This window comes from Streptomyces radiopugnans, assembly GCF_900110735.1.
Classification (GTDB): Bacteria; Actinomycetota; Actinomycetes; order Streptomycetales; family Streptomycetaceae; genus Streptomyces; species Streptomyces radiopugnans.
The window spans coordinates 569,685-593,512 of the sequence record NZ_FOET01000002.1; the positions used below are offsets into that span (position 1 = coordinate 569,685).

Below are 23,828 nucleotides of genomic sequence, written 5' to 3' on the forward strand. Positions count from 1 at the left end.
GGCGGTCGACCGTTACCGGAGGGGGCGGGGGGTGGAGAGGCGGGAGGGTCAGCGGGTGGCGAGGCGCATCATGCTCCAGGAGACCGGCGGCAGTTGCGCGGTGAGGGCGCCGTCGCAGGCCTCGGTGCCGTCCACCGGGCGGGGCCGGACGCGGTCGGGGCGCTCGGCGGTGTTGACCGCGCCCGGGTCGTCGTCGGCGAGCACGAGGTGTTCGACGACCCGGGCGCGGGGGAAGGGCCTCAGGTCGGCGGTGAGGGCGAGGGGGGAGGTGCGGTCGCGGTTGACCGCGAACAGGACGATCTCGCCGCTCTCCTCGTCATGGGTGGCCGTGGCCCACAGGGCCGGGACCTCGCCGTAGCGCTCGGTCTCGATCACCGGGGAGTCCGGCTCCACGCGCAGCACGGTGCCCCGCGCGTGGCGCGCCGTCTGCGCGAAGGGGTGGAAGATGGTCTGCCGCCAGGCGGGCCCGCCGGGCTCGGTCATGATCGGGGCGATGACGTTGGCGAGCTGGGCCTGGCAGGCGGCGCCGACCCGGTCGGCGTGGCGCAGCAGGGTGATCAGCAGGCTGCCGACGACGACCGCGTCGGTGACGTCGTAGACGTCCTCGATGAGGCGGGGCGCGGGCTGCCAGTCCAGGGAGTCCTCGCCGCCGAAGCGGCTCTGGTACCACACGTTCCACTCGTCGAAGGAGAGCTTGATCTTCTTGCGGTCGCGCAGCTTGGCGCCGACGTGGTCGGCGGTGGACACTATGGCGTCGATCATCCGGTCCATCTCGGCGGCGCTGGCCAGGAAGGAGTCGGTGTCGCGGTCGGTGGGGTCGTAGTACGCGTGCAGGGAGACGTAGTCGACGAACGGATAGGTGTGTTCCAGGACGGTCGCCTCCCAGGAGGCGAAGGTGTCGATGTAGGCGTTGGAGCTGCCGCAGGCGACCAGTTCGAGGCCGGGGTCGAAGCGCTTCATGGCGCGGGCGGTCTCGGCGGCGAGCCGGCCGTACTCGGCGGCGGTCTTGTGGCCCATCTGCCAGGGGCCGTCCAGTTCGTTGCCCAGGCACCACAGGCGCACGCCGTGCGGGTCGGCCACGCCGTGGGAGCGGCGCAGGTCCGAAAGGGCGGTGCCGCCGGGGTGGTTGGTGTACTCCAGCAGGTCCAGGGCCTCGGAGGTGCCGCGGGTGCCGAGGTTGAGGGCCATCATCGGCTCGATGCCGGCCTTGGCGGCCCAGGCCATGAACTCGTTGAGGCCGAAGGCGTTGCTCTCCACGCTGCGCCAGGCCAGGTCCAGGCGGGTGGGGCGCCGGTCGGCCGGGCCGACCCCGTCCTCCCAGCGGTAGTTGGAGACGAAGTTGCCGCCGGGGTAGCGCACGAGCGTGACGCCCAGTTCGCGGACGAGGTCCAGGACGTCCGTGCGGAAGCCGTCCTCGTCGGCCGCCGGGTGGTCCGGCTCGAAGACCCCGGTGTAGACCGACCGGCCCATGTGCTCGACGAAGGAGCCGAACAGGCGCCGGTCCACGGCCCCGATGCGGAAGCCTGGGTCGACGGTGAGACGGGCGGTGGGCATGGGCGCTCCATGGGGCTCAGGGGGCTGGGCGTGCCGCGGACGGGACGAGGGGGAGGCCGGTCCCGTCCGCGGGGCACGCTCACCGCGTGCGGGACCGCCGCGGCGGGCCGCCGGCAGCGGTTCCCGCCCGGCCGTTGGGAGGGGCGAACCGGGCGGGTGGCGTGCGCTGATACGATTACATCGTTGAAACAGCGTTGTAAATAGCCCCGGCACCGGTTCTTCCGAACCGAACGGGAACCCGGCCGCGGAGCCGCGAGGGCACCGCGCGTGGCAGGTGGTGCCGGGCCGGTCCGCGCCGCGCGCCGGTGATGTGCCAGGGTGGCCCGTACCGCTTCGTGAGCGGCACCGTCGGGTGCCGGGTGGAGGTGAGCAGAGGTGGGCGCCAGCCTCAAGGACGTGGCCGCACTGGCCGGGGTGTCGGTCAAGACCGTCTCCAACGTGGTCAACGGCTACACCTACGTGGCTCCGCACACGCGGGAGAAGGTCGAGCAGGCACTGGCGGAGCTGGAGTACCGCCCGAACCTCTCGGCCCGCAACCTGCGCCGCGGCCGCACCGGCGTGATCGCCCTGGCCCTGCCCGAACTGGACGCCCCGTACTTCGCCGAGCTGTCCCGGTTCGTCATCGACGCCGCCGTCGAGCGCGGCTGGACGGTGCTGATCGACCAGACCGACGGCCTGGCCGACCGCGAGCGCGAGGTGCTCCAGGGCATCCGGGAGCAGCTCATCGACGGGCTCATCTTCAGCCCCATCACCGTCGGCCGCGAGGAGTTGGCGGCCCGCACCGACAGCACCCCGATGGTGCTGCTCGGCGAGCGCATCATGGACGGCCCCACGCACCACGTGGCCATCGACAACCAGCGTGCCGCCCGCGAGATGACCGAGCACCTGATCTCGCTGGGCCACACCCGCATCGGCGCCATCGGCGCCCAGGAGAACCCCAGCGCCAACACCGCCCACCTGCGGCTGGCCGGGTACCGGCAGGCGCTGGAGGCCGCCGGACTCCCCTACGACGAGCGGCTGGCCCCGCCGACGGCGTCGTACCACCGCGCCGACGGCGCCGCGGTGATGCGCCGGCTGCTGGAGCTGGACGAACCCCCGCAGGCGGTCTTCTGCTTCAACGACCTCCTGGCGCTCGGCGCCCTGCGCACCGCGCTGACCTCCGGTCTGCGGGTCCCCGACGACCTGGCGCTGGCGGGCTTCGACGACATCGAGGACGGCCGCTACAGCACCCCGACCCTGACGACGATCTCCCCCGACAAGGCCCACATAGCGCGGACGGCCGTGGAACTGCTGGACGCCCGCATCAGCGGGAGCGGACGCGGCGGCCGGCCGGCCGAGGACGACGGGCAGCGCGAGGTGGAGGCGGACTACCGGCTGATCGTCCGGGAGAGCACCGTCAGACCCTGACACCGCGGGGTTTCCGGGACGGAGGGCGAGGGCGGGAACAGGGCGGGGCGGGCTGTGGCCCCACGCCCCGCCCTGTTCCCGCCCTCGCCCCCGTCCCGTTCCCGCGGGGCGGCCGGTCCGTCAGCCGCGGTGGACGCGGAAGTGGTGGAACTCCGCCGTCGCCCCCGAACCGCCGTGCGAGACCAGCCCGATGCGCACCTTCGCGTCCGCGGGCATCGTCCAGGTGCCGCCCGCGATCCACCGCGCGCCGTCCCGGCTGGTGTACGCGCGGAAGCGGTGCTCGCCGGTGCGCGGATCGGTGGTGTGCCGCAGCCGCAGCCAGGTGGTCCGCGCGGGCGGCCCGACGGTCATCGAGCCGTAGGCGACGCGGCCTGCGTACGGCCGCTCCTTGCCGAACTCGGTCTGGCGGGTGTTCCAGATCGCCACGTGCGACAGCCGCAGGTAGCGGTCGTCGTCGGTGTAGGCCACCAGCCCGGCCTGCTGGTAGTTGCGGACGGTGTCCTCGCCGAGGTCGATGGTCAGCCTGGTCTCGACCGTGTAGTCCCCGCGCGGCGCCTCGCGCAGCAGCACCGAGGCGGTGTTGCTCCCCTTGTGCAGGTCGGCGTCCTGCGTCGGCCACACCAGGCGGCCCCCGTCCAGCCGTACGTCCGCCGGGCGCACCCAGCTCCAGCCGGGCCCGAGCCGGTCGCCCTCGAACTCGTCGCCGCGCGCCGGGTCGAGCCGTCCGGGACGGTGGCCCTGGCGGTCCCGGTGGCCCCCGTCCCGCTCGCGGTCCGCCGCGCGGGCGTGCCGGGGATCGGTGACCGGTGCCTTCTGCCGCCGCTCGGAGGCGCCCAGTCCGCCGCGCACCACGGGCCAGCCGTCCTCCCAGTCCAGCCGGTCGATGAGCATCGGGCGGCGGTTGACGCCGTACGGCTCGTCCAGGTACGGCCGTTCGCGGTCGATGGCGTGGTAGACCATCCAGTCCTGCCCCGCCAGGTCGGTGACCACGGAGTTGTGGCCGGTGCCCACCCAGCGGTTTCCGTTGGGGGTCAGCACGACGGTGCCGCCGGTGCGGGAGGCGGTCAGGGGCACTCCCTCGCGGTCGGTGAACGGACCGCGTACCGAGCGGGAGCGCCCGGCGAAGGCCGAGTAGCCGGTGGTCGGTCCGGCGCAGCAGTCGCCGGAGGAGGCGAACAGGTACCACCAGCCGCCGCGCCGGACGGCGTACGCGCCCTCGAAGCGGTTGTCGGTCGCCACCATGGCCGGCTCCCCCACCGCCCGGGTGCCGTCGGCCGACAGCTCGGTGACCCAGATCCCGCCGTGGTAGGAGCCGTAGTAGAGGTGGCGGCGGCCGTCGGTGTCCACCACGTGCGCCGGGTCGAAGGTCCACTTGAAGCCGCTGCCGCCGTCGGCGGGGCGGGGGGCGACGACCGGCTCGTCGTGGACGGTCCACGGCCCGGCCGGGGTCGGCGCGGTGGCGACCCCGATGGCGCTGTCGCCGCGCTCGCCGGTCACGGTGGTCTCGGTGACGGTGAAGTAGAGCCAGTAACGGCCGTCGTGGCGGGTGATGTCGGGGGCCCAGTAGGCGGCGCCGGTGTCCGCGAAGGCCGGGGCGTCACCGCCGAGCGCGTCGCCGACGTAGGTCCAGTCGACCAGGTCGGCGGAGCGGGCGATGGGGATCGAGTGCATCCTGCCCTCGCCGGAGCGCAGGGGGTCGGTGGTGCCGAAGGCGTACCAGTGGCCGTCCTCGCCCCTGACGACGGCGGGGTCGGCGAAGGTGTCGGCGAAGCCCCTGGAGACGGGGTTGACGTACGTCCCGGCCCCCTGCCGCCCGTCGCGGTCGGCGCCCTGCCCGGGCTCGGCGGCCGCGCCCGGCGCCTGTGCGCCGCCCGCCGTCAGGGCGGCGATCGCCAGGGCGGCCAGCGTCCGGCGGGCTCTCGGGCCCGGTCTGCGTACGGTCCCCATGTGGTCCTCCTCGGTGCGGATGACGGTGAACCAGGTTTTTACAACGATGTACCAACGTTGTAAACACACTGAGCACACCGGGACGGGACCTTGGAGGCACGGCCCGCGCGGCCGTACGGGCCGCGGGCACCGGTGGGCCCCGGCGGCACGGGGCCGCCGGGACCGGGGCACCACCCCTGGCGGCCGGGGACCGGAGACCGGAGGGGGCCGGACGACGTGCCCCCGTCAGCCGGTCCGGCCCTCCGGCCCGGCTCAGTCCTCGGGGAGCTCGACCGGGGCGATCTCGTCGTAGACGTCGCCCGGCCCGGGGTTGGCCGGGTCGGTGGAGCCGCCGAGGTGGCGCATCACGCCCCACACCGCGTTGAGGGCGGTCTGCACCGCGCCCTCGGCCCAGCCGGCCGTCCAGGAGATGTCGTCGCCGGCGAGGAAGATGCCGCGCTTGTCCTCGGGCAGCCGGTCCTGCACGAAGTGGGTGAACAGCCTGCGCTGGTAGCGGTAGTGGCCCGGCAGGTTGGCCTTGAAGGCCCCCATGAAGTACGGCTCGTTCTCCCAGGAGACGGTGACCGGGTTGCCGATGATGTGCTTGCGGACGTCGACGTCCGGATAGATCTCGCGCAGGGACTTGAGCATGACCTCCAGCCGCTCCCGGGGGCTGAGCGGCAGCCACTTCAGGGAGTCGTCGCACCAGGTGTACGACAGGCACATCACGGCCGGCCGGTCCGGGCCGTCGTCCAGCAGGTAGGTGCCCCGCGTCATGCGGTCGGTGAGCGTCATGCTCATCACGTCCCGGCCGGTGCGCTCGTCCTTGTCCAGCCAGAACGGCCGGTCCACCGGCACGAACAGCTTGGAGGACTCCATGTAGTGGGTCCGCTCGATCGCCGTCCAGTGGTCGATGGGGAACAGGTCGTCGTCGCAGTCGATCTTCGACAGCAGCATCCACGACTGGGCGGTGAAGACCGCCGCCCGGTAGGTGCGCACGTCGCCGGTGGCGTCGGTGACGGTGATGCGGTTGCCCGCGGTGCGGTGCAACCGGGTCACGGCCGGGCGCGGGTCGCCGCCGTGCAGGGACTTCAGCGAGGTGCCCAGCGGCCAGTGCACCAGCTTCTCCGGCTCGCGCTCCCACAGCCGCAGCGGAAGCTGCTGGCTGCCGCCGACGATGCCGCGGTGGTCGTCGTCGGCGCCGGTGTAGACGACCCGCAGGATCTCCAGGATGGAGTTGGGGAAGTCGGTGTCCCAGCCGCCGGTGCCGAAGCCGACCTGGCCGAAGATCTCCCGGTGGCGGAAGGAGGAGAACGCCGGGGAGTCGCACAGGAAGCCGTAGAAGGTCTGGTTGTCGAGCTTCTCCACCAGGCGCGACCAGATCTCGCGGATGCGCGGCACGTCGCGCGTCCGTATGGCCTGCTGCATGTCGGAGAAGTCGGCGCCCTCCTCCAGGCAGGCGTTCCAGGCGTCCATCACCTGGTGGTAGACCTCCGGCAGGTCGTCCAGGGTGCGGGCGTAGTGGGACTCGCCCTTGAGGTCGACGACGGTGGAGGGGGTGTCGGGCGCCAGCGGGTTGGGGAACGGCTTGGTCTCCAGGCCCACCAGGTCCGCGTAGTGCCAGAAGGCGGTGGACGACGGCGGGAAGCGCATCGCGCCCATCTCGGCGGTCAGTTCGGGGTCGCAGCCGTCGAAGCGGGCCGTGCGCAGCCGTCCGCCGATCCGGTCGGCCTCGTAGACCACCGGCTTCAGGCCCATCTTCATCAGCTCGTACGCGGTGACGATCCCAGACAGCCCGCCGCCGATGACCGCGACCTCGGTGCCGTGCGCGGTCGCGGGCACCTGGCCGAGACCGGCCGGGTGGGCGAGGTAGTCGTCGTAGGCGAAGGGGAAGTCCGGGCCGAACATGGTGACGGGCGGCTCGTTCTGCGCCTGTGCGTGCTGCTCGTCGTGGACGGCGGCGGGCACCGTGGAGGTCATGGGCGGTTCTCCTGGTGGTACGTGGCGGGCTGTGCCCGGGCGGTCGGCCCGGACGGCGGCAGGCCGCGGTGTCAGGTGGTACGGGACCGGGTGGAGCGGTACGGGACGGGGCGGGGGCCGTGCCTCAGACGAGGGAGCCGTACAGCTCGGGGCGGCGGTCGCGCAGATACGGGTTGTCCGCGCGCGACGCCCTCAGCCGCCCGGGGTCGACGTCGGCGGTGATCAGGTCCTCCCCCGCGCCCGCGCGGGCGCGGACCGTGCCGTCGGGGGCGGCCAGGCAGCTCAGTCCGGTGAAGGTGATCGCGCCCTCGCCCTCGCCCTCGGTGCCGCAGCGGTTGGCGTAGGCGATGTAGAGCTGGTTCTCGAAGGCGCGGGCCGGCAGCAGGGTCCGGGCGACGATCTCGTACGGCCGCATCAGCGCGGTCGGCACCAGCAGCAGCTCGGTGCCGGCCAGCGCGTGGGCGCGGACGTTCTCGGGGAACTCCACGTCGTAGCAGACCAGCATCCCGACGCGGACGCCGTCGATGCCGGCCTGGACGACGGGGGTGTCGCCCGGGCGGAAGGCGGAGGCCTCGAAGCCGCCGTACAGATGGGTCTTGCGGTAGTCGGCGAGCCGGGCGCCGTCGGGACCGACGAGCCCGGCGGAGTTGTACACCGCGTCGCCGTCGCGCTCGGGGTAGCCGTAGGCGACGGCGATCCCGTGCTCGGCGGCGATGCGGGACACCGCCCGGGCTCCGGGGCCGTCGGCGGGCTCGGCCAGCTCCGCGATCCGCTCCCCGATCGCGTACCCGGTCAGGTACATCTCGGAGGCGACCAGCAGCCGGGCCCCCTGCGCGGCGGCCCGGCGGGCGGCACGGTCGAGGGCTGCCAGGCTGTCCGCGGTGGAGCCGGGGACACCGCCTGGGCCCTGGAGCAGCGCGGTGCGCAGCGGCGTCATGGGACCTCTTCGCGTTCACGTCGGACGGCCGTACCGGGCGTGCCGGGGTACGGCTGCGGGATCTGGGGACGCTTCGACGGTACGGTCCGCCCTCCGTGCCCCACAAGCCGCACCCGTTGCGCACCGGGCATCGATCCGTTGCGTCTTGGGGCCCTCGTCCGTCGATTCGTTGCGCAGCAGGCTGTGCGTCCGCGGGAGGCCCGGGAGAGTGCCCGGGGCGCCTCCGGAAGGGCGTCCGGAGACGCCTCAGGCCGGCGACCCCGAACCGTAGCGGCGCAGCAGCGGGGAGAGGACGAGCACCGACCGGGTGCGCTCCACGAACGGCTCCCCCGCGATCCGCTCCAGCACCCGCTCGAAGTGCCGCATGTCGGAGGCGAAGACCTGGACGATCGCGTCCGCGTCGCCGGTCACGGTGGAGGCGGACGCCACCTCCGGGTAGCGCGCCAGCCCCCGGCGGATGTCCTCGGGGGAGGTCTTGTGGCGGCAGTACATCTCGACGAAGCCCTCGGTCTCCCAGCCGAGCACCGCCGGGTCCACCCGTACGGTGAAGCCGGTGATGGCGCCCTGTTCGCGCAGCCGGTCCACCCGGCGTTTGACGGCGGGGGCCGACAGGCCCACCTCGGCGCCGATGTCGGCGTAGGAGCGCCGGGCGTCCTCGGCGAGGGCGCGGACGATGCGTTCGTCGAGCTCGTTCAGTCGCACTGCGGGTGGACCACTTCTGTCGTGCGGGCGGTACGCGGGACGCCGCGGTGATCGCGTCGCCCCGGCAGCGAAGTACAGCACACCGGGCCCGCGGGACGGTCCTCCGGCGGGGCCGGGCCGCGGCGCGGACGGCCGGGGAATCTTCACCGAAGCATCACACGGCCCGGCGCCGCCGCCCGGTGGGGAGCATGTCCGAACTTCCGGGCGCCCCTTTCCGGCCGCACCCCCGCGAACCGGGCGTACCGGCGTCCGCCGGCGGCGGCGCGGCGGTCTCCTCCCGGATCCCTTCCGCACGGCCCTCGCTGGCGACCGGGAGCCGCGCTTCTATACCGTGTGGCCCGACAAGCGGAGCCGGACGCGGGGGAGAGAACGTGTCGTTCGACGAGGAGTGGAACCGGCTGGTGCAGGCCGCCGCCGAGCGGAAGGCCGCGCAGACGCGCCTGAACCAGCTCGACGGCGGCGGAGGAGGCGGGGTCGCGACATCCTCCGGCGAACTCGAGGTGTCGCAGAAGGACCTGGCCGCCGTCGGGGACGCGGCGTTCGACCTCTACGAGCGGCTGCGCAAGGACGGCGACCACGCCCGGGAGAGCAGCACCGGCGCGGCCGCGGGACTGAAGGGCGACTTCGAGATCGGCGGCGCCCTGGACCACGTCGCGACCCGGTGGCAGGAGCAGCTGCGCACCCTCACCGACGCCTGCGCCCACATCTCCAACCACATGGAGTACAGCAACAAGGCGCACGCCGACGACGAGCAGCACATCAGCTCGCTGTTCAACAGCGTCTCCGCGCTCGACGAGGGCTTCGACGAGAGGACCCGGCTCCAGTGAAGCTCGACGCCCTCCGCCACGCCGACTTCTCCAAGCTGAGCGCGGCCGTCACCGACTGGTCGGAGATGGTCGAGAAGCTGAGCGTCCTGAAGGAGGACGCCCGCTCGCAGCTCAAGGGCAAGGCCGACAAGGCCGACTGGACCGGTCTCAACGCCGCCGTCACCCGGGAGTTCGTCGCCAAGACCGCCGGCGAGTTCGCCGACGCCCACACCCAGGCCTCCTCGATCCACAACATCCTCAAGGACACCCGTGACGAGCTGGTCGAGTACCGCAGGCAGCTCAACGACGCCATCGAACGCGGTCTGAAGAAGAACCTGACCGTCATCGCCAACTCCGACGGCAGCTTCACCGTCACCATGAACATCCACCCCGACCGCGCCGCCCGGGGCACCGACGTCCCCGACCACACCCCCGAGGACGTCACCGCCCTGCGCGACGAGGTCCAGGGCATCCTCACCAAGGCCACCGAGAGCGACTCCAGCGCCGCCAGGGCGCTCAGGGCCCTGGCCGACCAGACCCCCCACGGCTTCTCCGACGCCTCCTACTCCGACCGCGACTCCGCCGCCGAGGCGATGGAGGCCGCCGACCGGGCCGTCGAACTCGCCAAGGACCCCGCGGACATGTCCCCGCAGGAGTTCGACGACTTCAACTCCACCATGGCGCGGTACAAGGACGACCCCCTCTTCGCCGAGCGGTTCGCGACCGGGCTGGGCCCCCAGGGCGTGCTGGACTTCTGGACGGGCATCAACGACCCGCACACCAACATGCAGCTCGGCCAGGCCCGGGTGGACAAGTACGGCGCCCTGCAGGAGAACCTCGGCCTGACCCTGGCCACCGCCACCCAGTCCGACAGCGCCGCCATGCAGCGCTGGGAGCGGGACATGGTCGGGCTGACCGGCGAGTTCGTCCCGAGCAGGGACAACCCCCGGGCCGTGGGCGCCCAGGTGATGAGCAACCTGATGCGCTGGGGCGACTTCGACGACAAGTTCCTGAAGAACTACGGCGACGAGCTCATCCGGGTCGAGAAGGAACGCAGCGGCAACGGCCGCAGCGCGGACCTGGCCTGGCACTTCCCCATGGGGCCGATGCTCAACCGGACGGGCACCGACGAGGGTTCGGACCCGATGACGGGCTTCATGATGGCCCTCGGCAAGAGCCCCGACGCCGCCACCGACTTCTTCAACGGCACCTTCGTCACCAAGGACGAGGACCACGACTTCACCCGGGACACCGACGGCAACGGCAAGGAGGGCAAGGTCGGTCTGACCAACTTCCAGTACCTCTTCGAGGAGCGGGACTGGCCCAAGCAGTACGACTCCGACTTCAAGGAGAGCATCGCCGGGCAGAACGCCATGGGCTGGGCCCTGGAGGCCGCGGCGACCGGCCACCCGGCCGGTGAGCAGCCCGGCCCGGACACCCCTCCGCACAGCCCGGAGCAGGCCCGGCTGGTGGAGCAGATCTTCGAATCCGTCTCGGCGGACACCGAGCGCCTCACCGAGCGCGGCTACCTGTCGGACAGCATGGGCCAGATCGCGGCGGAGTACCTGCCCGATATCAACCGGGCCACCGCCGACGACGTGCACGGAAACACCAACAAGCTCTTCCCCGTCGCCGGCACCGCCGCTGAGCTGGACCACAACGACGTCACACGCTTCCTCGTCAGCGTGGGCCAGAACCCGGAGGGGTTCGCCAGGGTGGAGATGGGCCAGAAGGCCTACATGACCAACCTGATGGACTACCACCTGAATCCCGATCTCCCGGAGGACAGGCGGTATCCGCAGGACCCCCAGACCACGATCGAGGAGATCGCACGGCGATCCGGCGAGGTCAGCGGAACCCTGGCCATCGGCCGCCAGGAGGCGGTCCTGGAGGATGCCCACCAGAAGGACGAGGATTACAAGAAGTCGATGGGCCAGGTGAAGAACATCGTCTCCGGCACCATCGGCACCGGCATCGGCGTGGGGACGAGTTTCGTCGCGACGCCCGTCGCAGGGGCCGTCGCGGGCGGAACCGCGAACACCGTCAGCAGCGTCGTCCTGGAGCAGATCTTCGGCAATGTCGAGCCGAACAATCTCAAGGAAGCAGGAAAGAACGAGGGCGTGAGATGGGAGATGGCCAGGCAGAACAGCACGGAGCACGGCCAGATCGCCGCAATCGAAGCCGCCAAGGCCCATGACCTGCCGTACAGCAATAAGGTGGCGGACTGGGTGCTGTACGGAAACGAGGACGGTTTCGCCAACGCCTCCGTCAACGTTTCCCGGATGGCCGACGACCTGGACACCAACATCCCCAGCTGACGGCACGCCACGGCCGCACCCTCAACCTTCCCATGACACCGAGGTCGAATTGAGAAGTTCAGGAGAACTCGCACGACAGCGGACCCGGCTCTTGGCCTCGGCCGCCGGAGCACTGCTCCTCTGCCTCGGGACGACCGCCTGCTCCTCTCAGGAGAGGAACTACGAGATCCCCTCCGCCCTGTGCGGCACGGCCGTCTCCCCCGATCTCACAACGCCCCTCCTGCCCCCGGGAGACAGGATCTCCTCCACCCTTTCCGACAGGGTGGAGGGGGTGAAGCGCTGTCTCGTCGACGTCGACGGCCAACAGGTACTCGCGCTCAGTACCGAGTGGTGGAAGAAAGGGACCTCCCTGGGCAAGGCCGCTCTCGTTATCCCCAACGTCGATCCGGACGACAAGGAGACGGAGGACGGGCGGTATCTCTACTCGGACACCGGGGCGATCGGGAAGGTCACTTGCCCGAACCCCCGCAAGGACGATGGCGATCTCTTCGTGGCGGCACGGGTCAATGAGCCCGGCAGGCCGGACGAGGCGGCGATGAAGAAGTTGATCGCCGCCTACGCCGAAGCCGTCGGGAAGTCCGGCGAGTGCACCTGAGGCCCGCCGGGCCGGCCGGCGCGCCGCCGCTGCCCGCGCGTCATCCCGTGGGCAGGGCCCTCACCCAGGTCCGGTCCTCGGTGAGGTAGGAGTCGACGGCCAGGCCCGCGCCGGCCAGCGCCTCCTCGAACTCCTCCCGGTCCAGCCGCCGGGAGAGGAACGTCTGGGTCCACGTCCCGTCCGGGAAGACGTACTCGCAGCGGATGGAGGACACCCGCGGGTCGTCGGTGGGGTCGGCCGCGGCGATCCTGACCAGTCCGCCGCCGGCCCTCCGCTCCCGGGGCACCCTGTCGTGCCAGTCCTCACCCTCGCGCTGGATCAGCACGCACCCGTCGTCCGCGACGTGCCGGCGGCAGGCGCGCAGCAGCGCGTCGCGCACCCGGACGTCGCCCGCGTGGACCAGGAAGGAGGACAGCAGGACGGCGTCGAAGCGTTCGCCCAGTTCCAGTGTCTCGATGGGCGAGCACACGGTGCGGGCGCCGCGCACGTGCTCCAGCATCCCCGGCGACTCGTCGACGGCCGTCACCGTGAAGCCGCGTTCCAGCAGGGGGTGGGTCACCCGGCCCGTGCCACAGCCCAGTTCCAGCAGGCTCGCCCCGGCGGGGACGGCCGAGGCGATGACGTCGGGCTCGTCGCCGACGGACAGGCGGGTGTAGACCTCCACCGCGCAGCCGTCGGGGGTGATCGCTCCGGGGCCCGTGCCGCTGTGGCCCCGACGGGTCTCCTCGTGCGCCGGTCCGCTCATGGGCCCATCGAAGCAGCCGCGGCCCGTCCCGGAAAGGGGACGGGCCGCGGGTCCGGGCGGATCCCGCTCGGGGCGGAGGCGGGAGCGGCGGGCTACCAGCTGGCGTGCAGCGGCTTGCCCTCGGCGTAGCCGGCGGCGCTCTGGACGCCGACGACGGCCTTCTGCGTGAACTCCTCCAGGGTGGCGGCTCCGGCGTAGGTGCACGAGGAGCGCACTCCGGCGATGATCGAGTCGATCAGGTCCTCCACCCCCGGCCGGGCCGGGTCGAGGAACATCCGGGAAGTGGAGATGCCCTCCTCGAACAGGGCCTTGCGGGCCCTGTCGTAGGCGGACTCCTCGGCGGTGCGGTTGCGCACCGCGCGCGCGGAGGCCATGCCGAAGCTCTCCTTGTACAGGCGCCCGTCGGCGCTCTGCTGGAGGTCGCCGGGGGACTCGTGGGTGCCGGCGAACCAGGAGCCGATCATGACGTTGGAGGCTCCGGCGGCCAGCGCCATGGCCACGTCGCGCGGGTGCCGCACGCCGCCGTCGGCCCAGACGTGCCTGCCGTGCCTGCGCGCCTCGTCGGCGCACTCCAGTACGGCGGAGAACTGCGGGCGGCCCACACCGGTCATCATGCGCGTGGTGCACATGGCGCCCGGCCCGACGCCGACCTTGACGATGTCGGCACCGGCCTCGATCAGGTCGCGGGTGCCCTCGGCGGAGACGACGTTGCCCGCGACGACGGGGACCTGCGGGTCCAGTGCGCGGATCGTCCTCAGGATGGAGAGCACGGACTCCTGGTGGCCGTGGGCGGTGTCCACGACGAGGGTGTCCACCCCGGCGTCGAGCAGCCCCTTGGCCCGCCCCTCGACGTCGCCGTTGATACCGACGGCGGCGGCCACCCGCAGCCGTCCGGCGGCGTCGGTCGCGGGGGTGTAGAGGGTGGCGCGCAGGGCGCCCTTGCGAGTGAGGATGCCGGCCAGGCGGCCCTCGGCGTCGACGGCGGGGGCGAGCTTGCGGTGGGCGCCGTCCAGGCGGGTGAACGCCTCGCGCGGGTCGATGTCGGCGTCCAGGAGCAGCAGGTCGCGGGACATGACCTGGGAGAGCTGGGTGAAGCGGTCCACGCCGGTCAGGTCGGAGTCGGTGACGACGCCGACCGGCCGCCGCTCCCCGTCGACGACGACGCCCGCGCCGTGCGCCCGCTTGGGCAGCAGGGACAGCGCGTCGGCGACGGTCGCGGACGGCTCAAGGACGATGGGGGTGTCCAGGACCAGGTGGCGCTGCTTGACCCAGGAGATGACGTCGGTGACCACGTCCAGGGGGATGTCCTGGGGGATGACGGTGAGGCCGCCGCGGCGGGCGACCGTCTCGGCCATCCGGCGTCCGGCGATCGCGGTCATGTTGGCCACGACGATCGGGATGGTGGTGCCCGTCCCGTCGGGTGCGGAGAGGTCCACGCCCTGCCGGGAGCCGACCGCGGAGCGGTTGGGCACCATGAAGACGTCGTCGTACGTCAGGTCGTACGCGGGCCGCTGGTCGTTGAGAAATCGCACGTACTTCATTGTTGCATGTCCGCCCCCGCCTCCGGCCATGGAGAAAAGCCCAGGTGGGCGGGGACGCCGTCGTACGTTCCCACCACAGTGCCGGGTCCGGGCCGGATCCCTCCGGCCCGGACCTCCGGTCAGCGCGCGCTCTCGTCCGGGTCGGCGCGGTCCAGCGCGGGCCGGGGGCCGGGACCGGTCTCGTGCAGCAGGTAGTCGGCGGCGGCGGTGTCGGTGACCAGACTGGTCACCAGCCCGGAGCGGAGCACCGCGCCGATCGCCGCGGCCTTGCGGCGGCCGCCCGCGATCGCGATGACCTCGGGGATGCGGCGCAGCCGGTCGGCCTCGACGGTGATGCAGCGCTCCCCCAGGTCGCGGCCGATGCGGCGGCCCTCGGCGTCGAAGAGGTGCGCGGACATCTCGGCGGCGACCCCGAGGGAGGCGTAGTGGGCGCGCTCCTCCTCGCCGAGCATGTCGTGGACGGTGGAGACGCCCGGCTCCCAGGAGCCGATGGAGACCGCGGCCACGGTCACCTTGTCGAAGTACTCGAACGCCGCGGCGATGCTCGTCTGGCCGCGCAGCGCGGCGGCGGTGGCCGCGTCCGGCAGCAGCATCGGCGCGTAGATCGGGTGTGCCTCGCCGCCGGAGACGGTGGCGGCGCGGCGCACGGCCTCCACCGAGCCGCGCTCGGCGGTGCCCGCGTCGTAGACGCCGGTGAGCTGGACGACGGTGCACGGCGGGAGCCGGTGCAGCGCGGTGGCCATGTGGATGGTGGAGCGGCCCCAGGCCAGGCCCAGGACGTCCCCCTCGGTGACCAGCTCGCCCAGCAGGTCGGCGGCGACCTCGCCCAGGTTCTCCGGGTCGGCGGCGTCCTCGGCGGCGTCCGAGGGCGACTCGACGACGACGGCGTGGCGCAGCCCGTAGCGGGCGCGCAGCGCGTCGGACCGCTCGGCGTCCAGTTCGGCCGGGACGCGGATCTCGATGCGCACCAGATCCCGTTCCAGCGCGGTCTCCAGCACCCGGGCCACCTTGAAGCGGCTCACCCCGAACTCGTCCGCGATCTGGATCTTGGACTTGCCCTCCAGATAGAAGCGGCGCGCCATGGCCGCCGCCTGCATCAGCTCGGCGGGACCCATTCTCGTGGCTGACCGCCCGGTCGACACCGCACTCACCTCGCTACCGTTCCGCCGTACTCGTGTACGCGCCCGTCCCTCACTCTGCGCGTTCATCCTCGCAGATCCACGGCGGTCCTGATCCACTCCGTGCACGGTGCACCCATGCCCGTTCCCACCGGCCGCCCCTCAGGCGCCCCGGGCCGTCCTTTGGTGGGCGCACGTGCCGGCGGCTCCGTCGGCGGCCTCCCGTGCCTGGGCGCGCAGGGCCCGCACCGCCGCGGCCGGGTCGTCCGCGCCGTAGACGGCCGAGCCGGCCACGAAGACGTCCGCGCCGGCCTCGGCGCACCGCTCGATGGTGGAGGCCGACACCCCGCCGTCCACCTGGAGCCACAGCTGCAGGCCGTGCTTGTCGATGAGCTGCCGGGTGCGGCGGATCTTGGGCAGCATGACGTCGAGGAACGCCTGGCCGCCGAAGCCGGGTTCGACGGTCATCACCAGCAGCATGTCCAGCTCGGGCAGCAGGTCCTCGTACGGCTCGATCGGCGTGGCGGGCTTGAGCGCCATGGAGGCGCGGGCGCCCTTGGCACGGATCTCGCGGGCCAGCCGCACCGGTGCGGCGGCGGCCTCGGCGTGGAAGGTGACCGAACCGGCCCCCGCCTCGACGTACTGCGGCGCCCAGCGGTCGGGGTCCTCGATCATCAGATGGCAGTCCAGCGGGGTGTCGGTCGCCTTGCGCAGCGACTCGACGACCGGGACACCGAGCGTGAGGTTGGGGACGAAGTGGTTGTCCATCACGTCCACATGGAGCCAGTCGGCGCCCTCGGGTCCTCCGACGCGCCGCGCCTCCTCGGCCAGGCGCGCGAAGTCGGCGGACAGGATGCTGGGGTTGATCTGAACCATGGCCCCAGTATGTCGTGTCACCCGTCCGGCCCTACCGTCAGGTGCGCCCCCGCGCGCCGGCGCCGGCCCGCGGCTCAGGTGCGGCGCAGCAGGGCGAGGTACATCGCGTCGGTGCCGTGCAGGTGCGGCCAGAGCTGGATGTCGGGGCCGTCGCCGAGGGCGGGCACACCGGGCAGCATCGGCCGGGCGTCGATCATCTCGGCGCTCTCGTGCTTCAGCACGTCGTCGACGACCGCGCGGGTCTCGGCCGGGTGGGGCGAGCAGGTGGCGTAGCCGACGACGCCGCCGGGCCGGGCCGCCCGCAGCGCCTCGGTCAGCAGTCCGCGCTGGAGCGGGGCGAAGCCGGCCAGGTCCTCGGGGCGGCGGCGCCAGCGTGCCTCGGGGCGGCGGCGCAGCGCGCCCAGCCCGGTGCAGGGCACGTCGACCAGGACGCGGTCGAAGGAGCCGGGCCGCCAGGCGGGGCGGGTGCCGTCGGCGGTGACCACCTGGTACGGGCCGGGGTTGCCGCGCAGGGCGCGGGCCACCAGGCGGGCGCGGTGCGGCTGCTTCTCGGCGGCGAGCAGGGCCGCGCCGCGTCCGGCGGCCAGCGCGCCCAGCAGGGCGGCCTTGCCGCCCGGCCCGGCGCAGCCGTCCAGCCAGCGGCGGTCGGGGCCGTCCAGCGGCGCGTTCGCCAGCGCGAGGGCGACGAGCTGGCTGCCCTCGTCCTGCACCCCGGCGCGCCCCTCGCGCACGGCGCCGATCGCGCCGGGCTCGCCGCCCTCGGTGAGCCGTACGGCGTACGGCGACCAGCGGCCGGGGACGGCGTCGCCGGTCAGCAGTTCCTCGGCGGTGGCGCGGCCGGGGCGGGCGACCAGGGTGACCTCGGGCCGGGCGTTGTCGGCCTCCAGCAGCGCCTCGACGTCCCCGCGCCCGCCGCCGAGCGCGTCCCACAGGGCGGAGACGATCCAGCGGGGGTGGGCGTGGACGATCCCCAGGTGCTCCTCGGGGTCGTCCTCGTAGGGCGGGGCGACCTTCTCCAGCCAGCCCTCCAGGTCGTCGGCGGCGATCCTGCGCAGCACGGCGTTGACGAACCTCGCCCGCCCGTCGCCGAGCACCACCCGGGCCAGCTCCACGGTGGCGCTCACCGCGGCGTGGGCGGGGATGCGGGTGCCCAGCAACTGGTGGGCGCCGAGCGAGAGGACGTCCAGCACCGGCGGGTCCACCTCGCGCAGCGGGCGGTCCACGCAGGCGGCGACGATCTCGTCGTAGGTGCCCTGCCGGCGCAGTGTGCCGTAGACCAGCTCGGTGGCCAGGGCCGCGTCCCGCCCGTCGATGTCGCCGCGCTCGCGGGCCTCGCGCAGCAGCGGGGGCAGGACGAGGTTGGCGTACGCGTCGCGCTCGTCCACGGCCCGCAGCGCCTCGTAGGCGATCAGGCGGACGGGGTCCTTCTTGGGACGGCGGTAGGGCCTGGCGGGACGGCGTGGCCGGCTGCTCACGGAAAAGGTGCTCCGGGTGGTGTCGGGGGGCGGCGCGCGGTGGGCGCCGGGTGGGTGCGGCATTCCAGCCTAATCGCACCCGTCCGGGCGTCCCGCCCGGGTGGCGCCGGCTCCCCGCCGGGGCGGGGTGGGGCGGTCCGGAGCCGGCCGCCTCACTCCCCCAGCCGCTCCCCCTGGGCGATGCGCACGCCGCGCGCCCAGTCGGCTGCGGCCATCGGCTTCCTGCCCTGCGGCTGGACCCACAGCAGTTCGACGGCGTGCGAGCCGGTGCCGGCGTGCACGGTGTTCTTGCCGACGGCCAGTTCGCCGGGGGCCAGGCCGGTGCGGTCGGGGGCGAGGGCGGTCTGCCGCAGCTTGAGCCGCTCGCCGCGGAAGAGCGTCCAGGCGCCGGGAGCGGGTGAGCAGCCGCGCACCACGCGGTCCACCCGCAGGGCGGGGGCGGCCCAGTCCACACGGGCGTCCTCGACCGTGATCTTGGGGGCGAGGCTGACGCCCTCGGCGGGCTGGGGTACGGCCCGCAGCGTGCCGTCCTCGATGCCGTCCATGGTGGCGGCCAGCAGTCCGGCGCCCGCGAAGGCGAGCCGGGTCAGCAGGTCGCCGCTGGTGTCGGTGGGCCGGATCTCCTCGGTGATCACTCCGTAGACCGGCCCGGAGTCCAGCCCCTCCTCGATGAGGAAGGTGGAGGCCCCGGTGACCTCGTCCCCGGCCATGATCGCGTGCTGGACGGGCGCGGCGCCGCGCCAGGCGGGCAGCAGCGAGAAGTGCAGGTTGACCCAGCCCCTGGCCGGGACGTCGAGCGCGACCTTGGGCAGCAGCGCGCCGTAGGCGACGACGGGGCAGCAGTCCGGGGCGATCTCGCGCAGCCGGGCGAGGAAGTCCTCGTCGCGCGGCCGGGCGGGCTTGAGGACCTCGATGCCGGCCTCCTCGGCCCGCTGGGCGACCGGGCTCGCCACCAGGCGGCGCCCGCGCCCGGCCGGCGCGTCGGGGCGGGTGACGACGGCCGCGACCTCGTGGCGCTCCGATGCGATCAGTGCGTCGAGGGCGGGTACGGCGACCTCGGGGGTACCGGCGAAGACGAGCCTCATCGGTGCGGGACCACCTCTCGGAGACGGGTGTGTCGGGGACGGGCGGGGGGGAACGGGCGGGTGTGTCGGAGACCGGCACCGGGCCGCGCCGGACGCGGGGAGGCTCCGGGCGCGGAACGGCGCACCAGTCTACGGTCCGCGGCGGCCGGCCCCGCGCGCGCTCCGGGCGCCGACCGGGGCGTACGGCCCCGGACACGCCGCTCCCGCGGGCTTCTTCACGCCCCCTCAGCGTGACCCCGGCGCCCGGTGCGGCGTTGGTCAATGCAGCTTGACCGAAACGGCCGCAGACGCGGCCGGCCGATCCCACGCCGGTTCGAGAGGCTTGACCATGGCCGACCACGCCACCCCCGACGCCCAGGCACGGGCCAGCCTGCACCTGCTGGTGCGGGACATCGAGCGGGTCCGCCGGCAGGTGGACGCACTGCGCACGCTCACCGCGCAGCTCGGCAACGTCTACCGGCCGCGGCGCACGGGTCCGTCGACGGGCTTCGTCGTCTACGGCAGGGCGCCCGCGCCGACCGTACGGCTCGCACAGGAGCTGCGCGACAGCGTGGAGACGCTGGTGACGGCGGCCGTGGAGTTCGACCGCTCGCTGGGTTTCTCCTGGGACGCGGTGGGCTCGGCCCTCGGCGTGACCAAGCAGGCCGTCCACCGCCGCTACGGCTCACGCCGGCCGGCGGCGCAGGCGGGAGGCGCCGCGACGGCGACGGTGGCGGTGCCGGCGGCCACCGCACGGGCCGCCACGGCCGTCACCGCCACCGCACCGGCCACGGTCACGACTACGGCCACGACTACGGCGCCGGCCTCCGACGGGGCGGAGGCGGCGCGGTCGGCCGACCGGGACGAGGAGGGCGGCCGGGACGCCGGAGCCGCCGCACACGCCGTGACCGCGGGATCGGGCGCCGCCCCGGCGTCCGCCCCCCATCCGCCGCCCGGGCGGCCGGTGCAGCCGCCGCCGGACTCCCGCCCGGGCACCCTCCCCTCCCCCCGCAACGGCTGATCCCCAGCCGTCTCCCCCGCCGCCCGGCGCCCGGCCCCTCCCCCTCGGCCCGGCGCCGGGCGGTTCCGCGTCCAAAGGCGCCGCAGGGCTGTTCCAGGGCTGCTCCGGAGCCGTCCCGGAGCGGCCCTGGAGCGGCCCTGCGGGCGGTCAGCCGATGTCCTCCGGATCGACGCGGACGCGTACGGGCTCGCTCCCCCGGCGTGCGAGGCGGGCCGCACGGGCGGTCCTGAGCGCGGCGGCGAGCGCCGCGCCGCTGCCCGGCGGCACCCTCACCAGGGCCCTGTCCCACCGCTCGCCCGGCGGAGGGCCGCCCGGGCGCCGGGGCCGCCCCGCATCGGGCACCGGCAGCGGCACCGGCCCCAGGACCTCCGCGTCGGGCGGCAGTTCGGCCGCGGCCAGCAGTTCGGCGACGGCTTCGGGCGGGCCCGTCACGGCGGCCATCCGGGACACCGGCGGGAAGCCCAGCTCGGCCCGCTCGGCCAGCTCGCGCCGCGCGTACCCGGCCGGGTCCCAGCGCACCAGTGCCTGGACGGGGCGCAGCGTCGGCTCGGCCATCACCACCACCGTGCCGCCCTCGGTGTGGGGGCGCACCAGTGCGGCGGCGTCCAGCCAGCGGCGCAGGGCCTCCTCCCCCGCGCGCAGGTCGGGGCGGGAGAGCAGCGCCCAGCCGTCCAGCAGCAGGGCCGCCGCGTAGCCGGGGCCCTCGGCGACCGGCTCCGCGCCGGGGGTGCTGACCACCAGGGCGGGCCGGTCGGGCACCGCGTCCAGGACGTGGTCGCGGCCGGAGGTGCGGACGGGCACGGACGGGAAGGCCCGGCCCAGCTCCTCGGCGGTGCGCCGGGCTCCGAAGACCCGCCCCCGCAGGCGGGTCCCGCCGCACTCGGCACACGCCCAGCCGGGCGTGTCGCGTCCGCACCAGCCGCAGCGGGGCGGGGCGTCACCGCCGGTGGCCTCGAGGGGGCCGGAGCAGTGGGCGCAGCGGGCGGGCTCGCGGCAGCGGTCGCAGGCCAGCCGGGGCACATAGCCGCGCCGCGGCACCTGCACCAGCACCGGGCCGCGCCGCAGCGCCTCGCGCACGGTGCTCCAGGCGAGGGTGGGCAGCCGGGCGGCGCGCGCGGCCGGGTCGCGGGCCTCGTCGCCGTCGCCGACGGTGCGGACGAGGGGGGCACTCGCCCGTACCGCGTCGCGGTCGGCGGCCAGCGGGCGGGCCCAGCCGGTCTCGAGGAGCTGCGCGGCCTCCACGGTGCCGCTGTGCGCGCCCAGCAGGAAGCCGCATCTGTCACGGGCGGCGCGCAGCAGCAGCACCTCGCGGGCGTGCGGCATCGGTTCGCGGGGGTCGCGGTGGCTGGGGTCCCCGTCGTCCCAGATCGCGACCAGCCCCAGGTCGTGCACGGGCGCGAACATCGCGGCGCGGGTGCCCACGACGCAGCGGACCAGCCCGCGGTTGACGGCGAGCCAGCGGCGGTAGCGGGCCTCGGCCCCGGCGTCGGCGGTCAGCAGCACGTGCCGGCCGCCGCCGACCAGGGCGGTGAGGGCGGCGTCCACCCGGGCCGCGGCCCGTCCGTCGGGCAGTACGGCGAGCGCGCCGCGGCCGGAGGCCAGGGCGGCGGCCAGGGCGCGGGCCAGCTCGTCGGGCCAGTGCGGGCCGGGCAGCGCCGTCCACACCGCGCGCGGGGACTCCCCCTCGGCCAGCGCCCGCAGGTAGCCGGGCCCGGCCGGGTAGCGCGCCCAGGAGGACGCCTCGGGCGGCCGGGGTGGTGGCGGGGGCGCGGCGGGGGCCCCCGCGGCGGGCGTCTTCTCCGCGCGGGCCATGCGCGGGGGCACGGCGAGCTGGACGACATCGGCCAGCGCCCCGGCGTAGCGGTCGGCGACGGCCTGGCACAGCCGCAGCAGGCCGGGGCCGAGGACGGGCTCCGGGGAGAGGACCTGGGCGATGGGAGCGAGGACGCCGGGGAAGTCGGAGTCCGCGCGGCGCTCGACGATGAAGCCGTTGACCAGCCCGCCGCCCTCGCGGCGTCCGCCCCGCTCCCCCGCCCCGAAGCGCACCCGCACCCGCGCCCCGGGCCGGGCCTCGGCGTCCATGGCGGCGGGAACGGCGTAGTCGAAGAGACGGTCGAGGTGGAGCAGCCCCTTGTCGACCAGGACGCGGGCGACGGGATCGCGCTCGGCGAGCTCGGCGCCGCGCCAGGTGCGCGGCCGGGCACGGGGCGGCTTGGCCCGGCGGACGGTCTCGCGGATCAGCGCGAGCTGTTCGCCCCCCGGCGGGTCCTGCGCCGGGGGCCTGTCCGATCGCCCGTTCTCGCTGCTCACAGCCCCCAGTCCTACCAGAACCCTCTGACACGGCCCGGCCCCGCGGCTCCCGGCGGGGAGTCGCGGGGCCGGACCCGCGCCGGCGGGCGCGGGCTGGCTGCCGCGGCGCGCGGTGCTACAGCCCGGCGGCCTTGCGCAGGGCGTCGGTGCGGTCGGTGCGCTCCCAGGTGAAGTCGTCCAGCTCGCGGCCGAAGTGGCCGTAGGCGGCCGTCCGGGCGTAGATCGGGCGCAGCAGGTCCAGGTCGCGGATGATCGCGGCCGGGCGCAGGTCGAAGACCTCGGAGATGGCCTGCTCGATCCGCTCGGGCTCCACCGTGTGGGTGCCGAAGGTCTCCACGAACAGGCCCACCGGCTCGGCCTTGCCGATGGCGTAGGCCACCTGCACCTCGCAGCGGGCGGCCAGCCCGGCGGCCACCACGTTCTTGGCCACCCAGCGCATCGCGTAGGCGGCCGAGCGGTCCACCTTGGAGGGGTCCTTGCCGGAGAACGCGCCGCCGCCGTGGCGGGCCATGCCGCCGTAGGTGTCGATGATGATCTTGCGTCCGGTCAGGCCCGCGTCGCCCATCGGGCCGCCGATCTCGAACCGGCCGGTGGGGTTGACCAGCAGCCGGTACCCGTCGGTGTCCAGCTTGACGCCGTCCCCCACCAGGGAGGCCAGCACCGGCTCCACGACGAACTCGCGGATGTCCGGGGCCAGCAGCGAGTCCAGGTCGATGTCGGAGGCGTGCTGGGAGGAGACCACCACGGTGTCCAGGCGCACGGCCTTGTCGCCGTCGTACTCGATGGTGACCTGCGTCTTGCCGTCCGGGCGCAGGTAGGGGATGGTGCCGTTCTTGCGGACCTCGCTCAGCCGCCGCGACAGGCGGTGGGCCAGGTGGATGGGCAGCGGCATCAGCTCGGGCGTCTCGTCGCAGGCGTAGCCGAACATCAGGCCCTGGTCGCCGGCGCCCTGCCGGTCCAGCTCGTCCTCATCGCCCTCCACGCGCTGCTCGTAGGCGGTGTCCACGCCCTGGGCGATGTCGGGGGACTGCGCCCCGATGGACACCGACACCCCGCACGAGGCGCCGTCGAAGCCCTTCTTGGAGGAGTCGTAGCCGATGGCCAGGATCTTGTTGCGCACCAGGGTGGGGATGTCGGCGTAGGCGGCGGTGGTGACCTCGCCGGCCACATGCACCAGACCGGTGGTGATCAGCGTCTCCACCGCCACCCGGGAGGCCGGGTCCTGCTCCAGCAGGGCGTCGAGGATGGTGTCGCTGATCTGGTCGGCGATCTTGTCGGGGTGGCCCTCGGTCACGGACTCCGAGGTGAACAGGCGGCGGGACACATCGCTCCCTGGGTTTGCAGCGGCTGCTGGCTGACTTGGTGTGCGGATCCGGTCGTCGGGCCGGCCCGAGTGCGGTCCGCCGTCAGTTTATCCGCAGCTCATCGCGGATCCGCCAGGACGTCTCGCACT

18 protein-coding genes are annotated in these 23,828 nt (G+C 74.0%); 5 read left to right on the forward strand and 13 right to left on the reverse strand.

Features of this window, described 5'->3' with window-relative positions; all coding sequences use genetic code 11:
* Window positions 1-48: 48 nt before the first annotated feature.
* Window positions 49-1,554 carry an arabinosylfuranosidase ArfA gene (gene arfA, locus BMY40_RS07340; protein ID WP_093656634.1) on the reverse strand — a complete coding sequence of 502 codons (1,506 nt, stop codon included), beginning with the start codon at window positions 1,552-1,554 and terminating at the stop codon, window positions 49-51.
* Window positions 1,555-1,929: 375 nt separating this feature from the next.
* Here arfA and BMY40_RS07345 point away from each other — a divergent pair, with 375 nt between their 5' ends.
* Complete coding sequence (locus BMY40_RS07345) at window positions 1,930-2,961, forward strand: LacI family DNA-binding transcriptional regulator (protein WP_093656636.1); 1,032 nt, start codon at window positions 1,930-1,932, stop codon at window positions 2,959-2,961.
* Between the two features lie 120 nt (window positions 2,962-3,081).
* Here BMY40_RS07345 and BMY40_RS07350 read toward each other — a convergent pair whose 3' ends face one another.
* The 4 genes from BMY40_RS07350 to BMY40_RS07365 form a co-directional block, all read right to left on the reverse strand.
* Entirely contained in the window at window positions 3,082-4,908 is a 1,827-nt protein-coding gene (locus BMY40_RS07350; RefSeq protein WP_093656638.1) for a glycoside hydrolase family 43 protein, read from the reverse strand.
* 252 nt (window positions 4,909-5,160) lie between these two features.
* On the reverse strand, window positions 5,161-6,867 hold the full coding sequence (locus BMY40_RS07355; RefSeq protein ID WP_093656640.1) for a flavin monoamine oxidase family protein: 1,707 nt from the start codon (window positions 6,865-6,867) through the stop codon (window positions 5,161-5,163).
* A 124-nt stretch (window positions 6,868-6,991) separates the two neighbouring features.
* A complete protein-coding gene (locus BMY40_RS07360; RefSeq protein ID WP_093656642.1) occupies window positions 6,992-7,804 on the reverse strand; it encodes a carbon-nitrogen hydrolase family protein in 813 nt (270 codons plus the stop codon).
* A 246-nt stretch (window positions 7,805-8,050) separates the two neighbouring features.
* Window positions 8,051-8,506 carry an Lrp/AsnC family transcriptional regulator gene (locus BMY40_RS07365; RefSeq protein WP_093656644.1) on the reverse strand — a complete coding sequence of 152 codons (456 nt, stop codon included), beginning with the start codon at window positions 8,504-8,506 and terminating at the stop codon, window positions 8,051-8,053.
* A gap of 371 nt (window positions 8,507-8,877) precedes the next feature.
* On the opposite strand from BMY40_RS07365, the gene BMY40_RS07370 reads away from it, so the two are divergent.
* The 3 genes from BMY40_RS07370 to BMY40_RS07380 all read left to right on the forward strand — a co-directional run bounded on the left by BMY40_RS07370 (window position 8,878) and on the right by BMY40_RS07380 (window position 12,225).
* Window positions 8,878-9,333, forward strand: a complete 456-nt coding sequence (locus BMY40_RS07370) for a hypothetical protein (protein ID WP_093656646.1) — start codon at window positions 8,878-8,880, stop codon at window positions 9,331-9,333.
* Window positions 9,330-11,630, forward strand: a complete 2,301-nt coding sequence (locus BMY40_RS07375; protein ID WP_093656648.1) for a DUF6571 family protein — start codon at window positions 9,330-9,332, stop codon at window positions 11,628-11,630. Before BMY40_RS07370 ends, BMY40_RS07375 begins: the two co-directional genes overlap by 4 nt.
* Window positions 11,631-11,721: 91 nt before the next feature.
* Complete coding sequence (locus BMY40_RS07380) at window positions 11,722-12,225, forward strand: hypothetical protein (protein WP_093656650.1); 504 nt, start codon at window positions 11,722-11,724, stop codon at window positions 12,223-12,225.
* A 40-nt stretch (window positions 12,226-12,265) separates the two neighbouring features.
* Here BMY40_RS07380 and BMY40_RS07385 read toward each other — a convergent pair whose 3' ends face one another.
* From BMY40_RS07385 to fmt, 6 genes are all read right to left on the reverse strand, one after another.
* Complete coding sequence (locus BMY40_RS07385; RefSeq protein WP_093656652.1) at window positions 12,266-12,970, reverse strand: class I SAM-dependent methyltransferase; 705 nt, start codon at window positions 12,968-12,970, stop codon at window positions 12,266-12,268.
* A 92-nt stretch (window positions 12,971-13,062) separates the two neighbouring features.
* On the reverse strand, window positions 13,063-14,511 hold the full coding sequence (locus BMY40_RS07390) for a GuaB1 family IMP dehydrogenase-related protein (RefSeq protein WP_093656653.1): 1,449 nt from the start codon (window positions 14,509-14,511) through the stop codon (window positions 13,063-13,065).
* Between the two features lie 119 nt (window positions 14,512-14,630).
* Window positions 14,631-15,626, reverse strand: a complete 996-nt coding sequence (locus BMY40_RS07395; RefSeq protein WP_177213908.1) for a sugar-binding transcriptional regulator — start codon at window positions 15,624-15,626, stop codon at window positions 14,631-14,633.
* A gap of 165 nt (window positions 15,627-15,791) precedes the next feature.
* A complete protein-coding gene (gene rpe, locus BMY40_RS07400; protein WP_093656657.1) occupies window positions 15,792-16,505 on the reverse strand; it encodes a ribulose-phosphate 3-epimerase in 714 nt (237 codons plus the stop codon).
* 74 nt (window positions 16,506-16,579) lie between these two features.
* Window positions 16,580-17,980 (reverse strand): RsmB/NOP family class I SAM-dependent RNA methyltransferase, encoded by a 1,401-nt coding sequence (locus BMY40_RS07405; protein ID WP_245769913.1) that lies wholly within the window; start codon window positions 17,978-17,980, stop codon window positions 16,580-16,582.
* A gap of 152 nt (window positions 17,981-18,132) precedes the next feature.
* The gene (gene fmt / locus BMY40_RS07410; protein ID WP_093656661.1) at window positions 18,133-19,065 is read right to left on the reverse strand and encodes a methionyl-tRNA formyltransferase; all 933 of its coding nucleotides are present in this window, start codon (window positions 19,063-19,065) and stop codon (window positions 18,133-18,135) included.
* A 328-nt stretch (window positions 19,066-19,393) separates the two neighbouring features.
* On the opposite strand from fmt, the gene BMY40_RS28480 reads away from it, so the two are divergent.
* The gene (locus BMY40_RS28480; RefSeq protein ID WP_245769914.1) at window positions 19,394-20,065 is read left to right on the forward strand and encodes a hypothetical protein; all 672 of its coding nucleotides are present in this window, start codon (window positions 19,394-19,396) and stop codon (window positions 20,063-20,065) included.
* 147 nt (window positions 20,066-20,212) lie between these two features.
* Here BMY40_RS28480 and BMY40_RS07420 read toward each other — a convergent pair whose 3' ends face one another.
* Together BMY40_RS07420 and metK are read right to left on the reverse strand one after the other, a co-directional pair.
* Window positions 20,213-22,375: a primosomal protein N' gene (locus BMY40_RS07420; RefSeq protein ID WP_093656663.1), complete on the reverse strand. Its 2,163-nt coding sequence runs from the start codon at window positions 22,373-22,375 to the stop codon at window positions 20,213-20,215.
* A gap of 115 nt (window positions 22,376-22,490) precedes the next feature.
* On the reverse strand, window positions 22,491-23,699 hold the full coding sequence (metK, locus tag BMY40_RS07425) for a methionine adenosyltransferase (RefSeq protein WP_093656665.1): 1,209 nt from the start codon (window positions 23,697-23,699) through the stop codon (window positions 22,491-22,493).
* Window positions 23,700-23,828 lie beyond the last annotated feature (129 nt).

What these genes read in the sequence shown, in the direction of transcription:
- arfA (WP_093656634.1), bottom strand. Translation starts at nt 1,554, where the DNA reads ATGCCCACCGCCCGTCTCACCGTCGACCCAGGCTTCCGCATCGGGGCC.
- BMY40_RS07350 (WP_093656638.1), bottom strand. Translation starts at nt 4,908, where the DNA reads ATGGGGACCGTACGCAGACCGGGCCCGAGAGCCCGCCGGACGCTGGCC.
- BMY40_RS07355 (WP_093656640.1), bottom strand. Translation starts at nt 6,867, where the DNA reads ATGACCTCCACGGTGCCCGCCGCCGTCCACGACGAGCAGCACGCACAG.
- BMY40_RS07360 (WP_093656642.1), bottom strand. Translation starts at nt 7,804, where the DNA reads ATGACGCCGCTGCGCACCGCGCTGCTCCAGGGCCCAGGCGGTGTCCCC.
- BMY40_RS07385 (WP_093656652.1), bottom strand. Translation starts at nt 12,970, where the DNA reads ATGAGCGGACCGGCGCACGAGGAGACCCGTCGGGGCCACAGCGGCACG.
- BMY40_RS07390 (WP_093656653.1), bottom strand. Translation starts at nt 14,511, where the DNA reads ATGAAGTACGTGCGATTTCTCAACGACCAGCGGCCCGCGTACGACCTG.
- BMY40_RS07395 (WP_177213908.1), bottom strand. Translation starts at nt 15,626, where the DNA reads ATGGGTCCCGCCGAGCTGATGCAGGCGGCGGCCATGGCGCGCCGCTTC.
- rpe (WP_093656657.1), bottom strand. Translation starts at nt 16,505, where the DNA reads ATGGTTCAGATCAACCCCAGCATCCTGTCCGCCGACTTCGCGCGCCTG.
- fmt (WP_093656661.1), bottom strand. Translation starts at nt 19,065, where the DNA reads ATGAGGCTCGTCTTCGCCGGTACCCCCGAGGTCGCCGTACCCGCCCTC.
- BMY40_RS28480 (WP_245769914.1), top strand. Translation starts at nt 19,394, where the DNA reads ATGGCCGACCACGCCACCCCCGACGCCCAGGCACGGGCCAGCCTGCAC.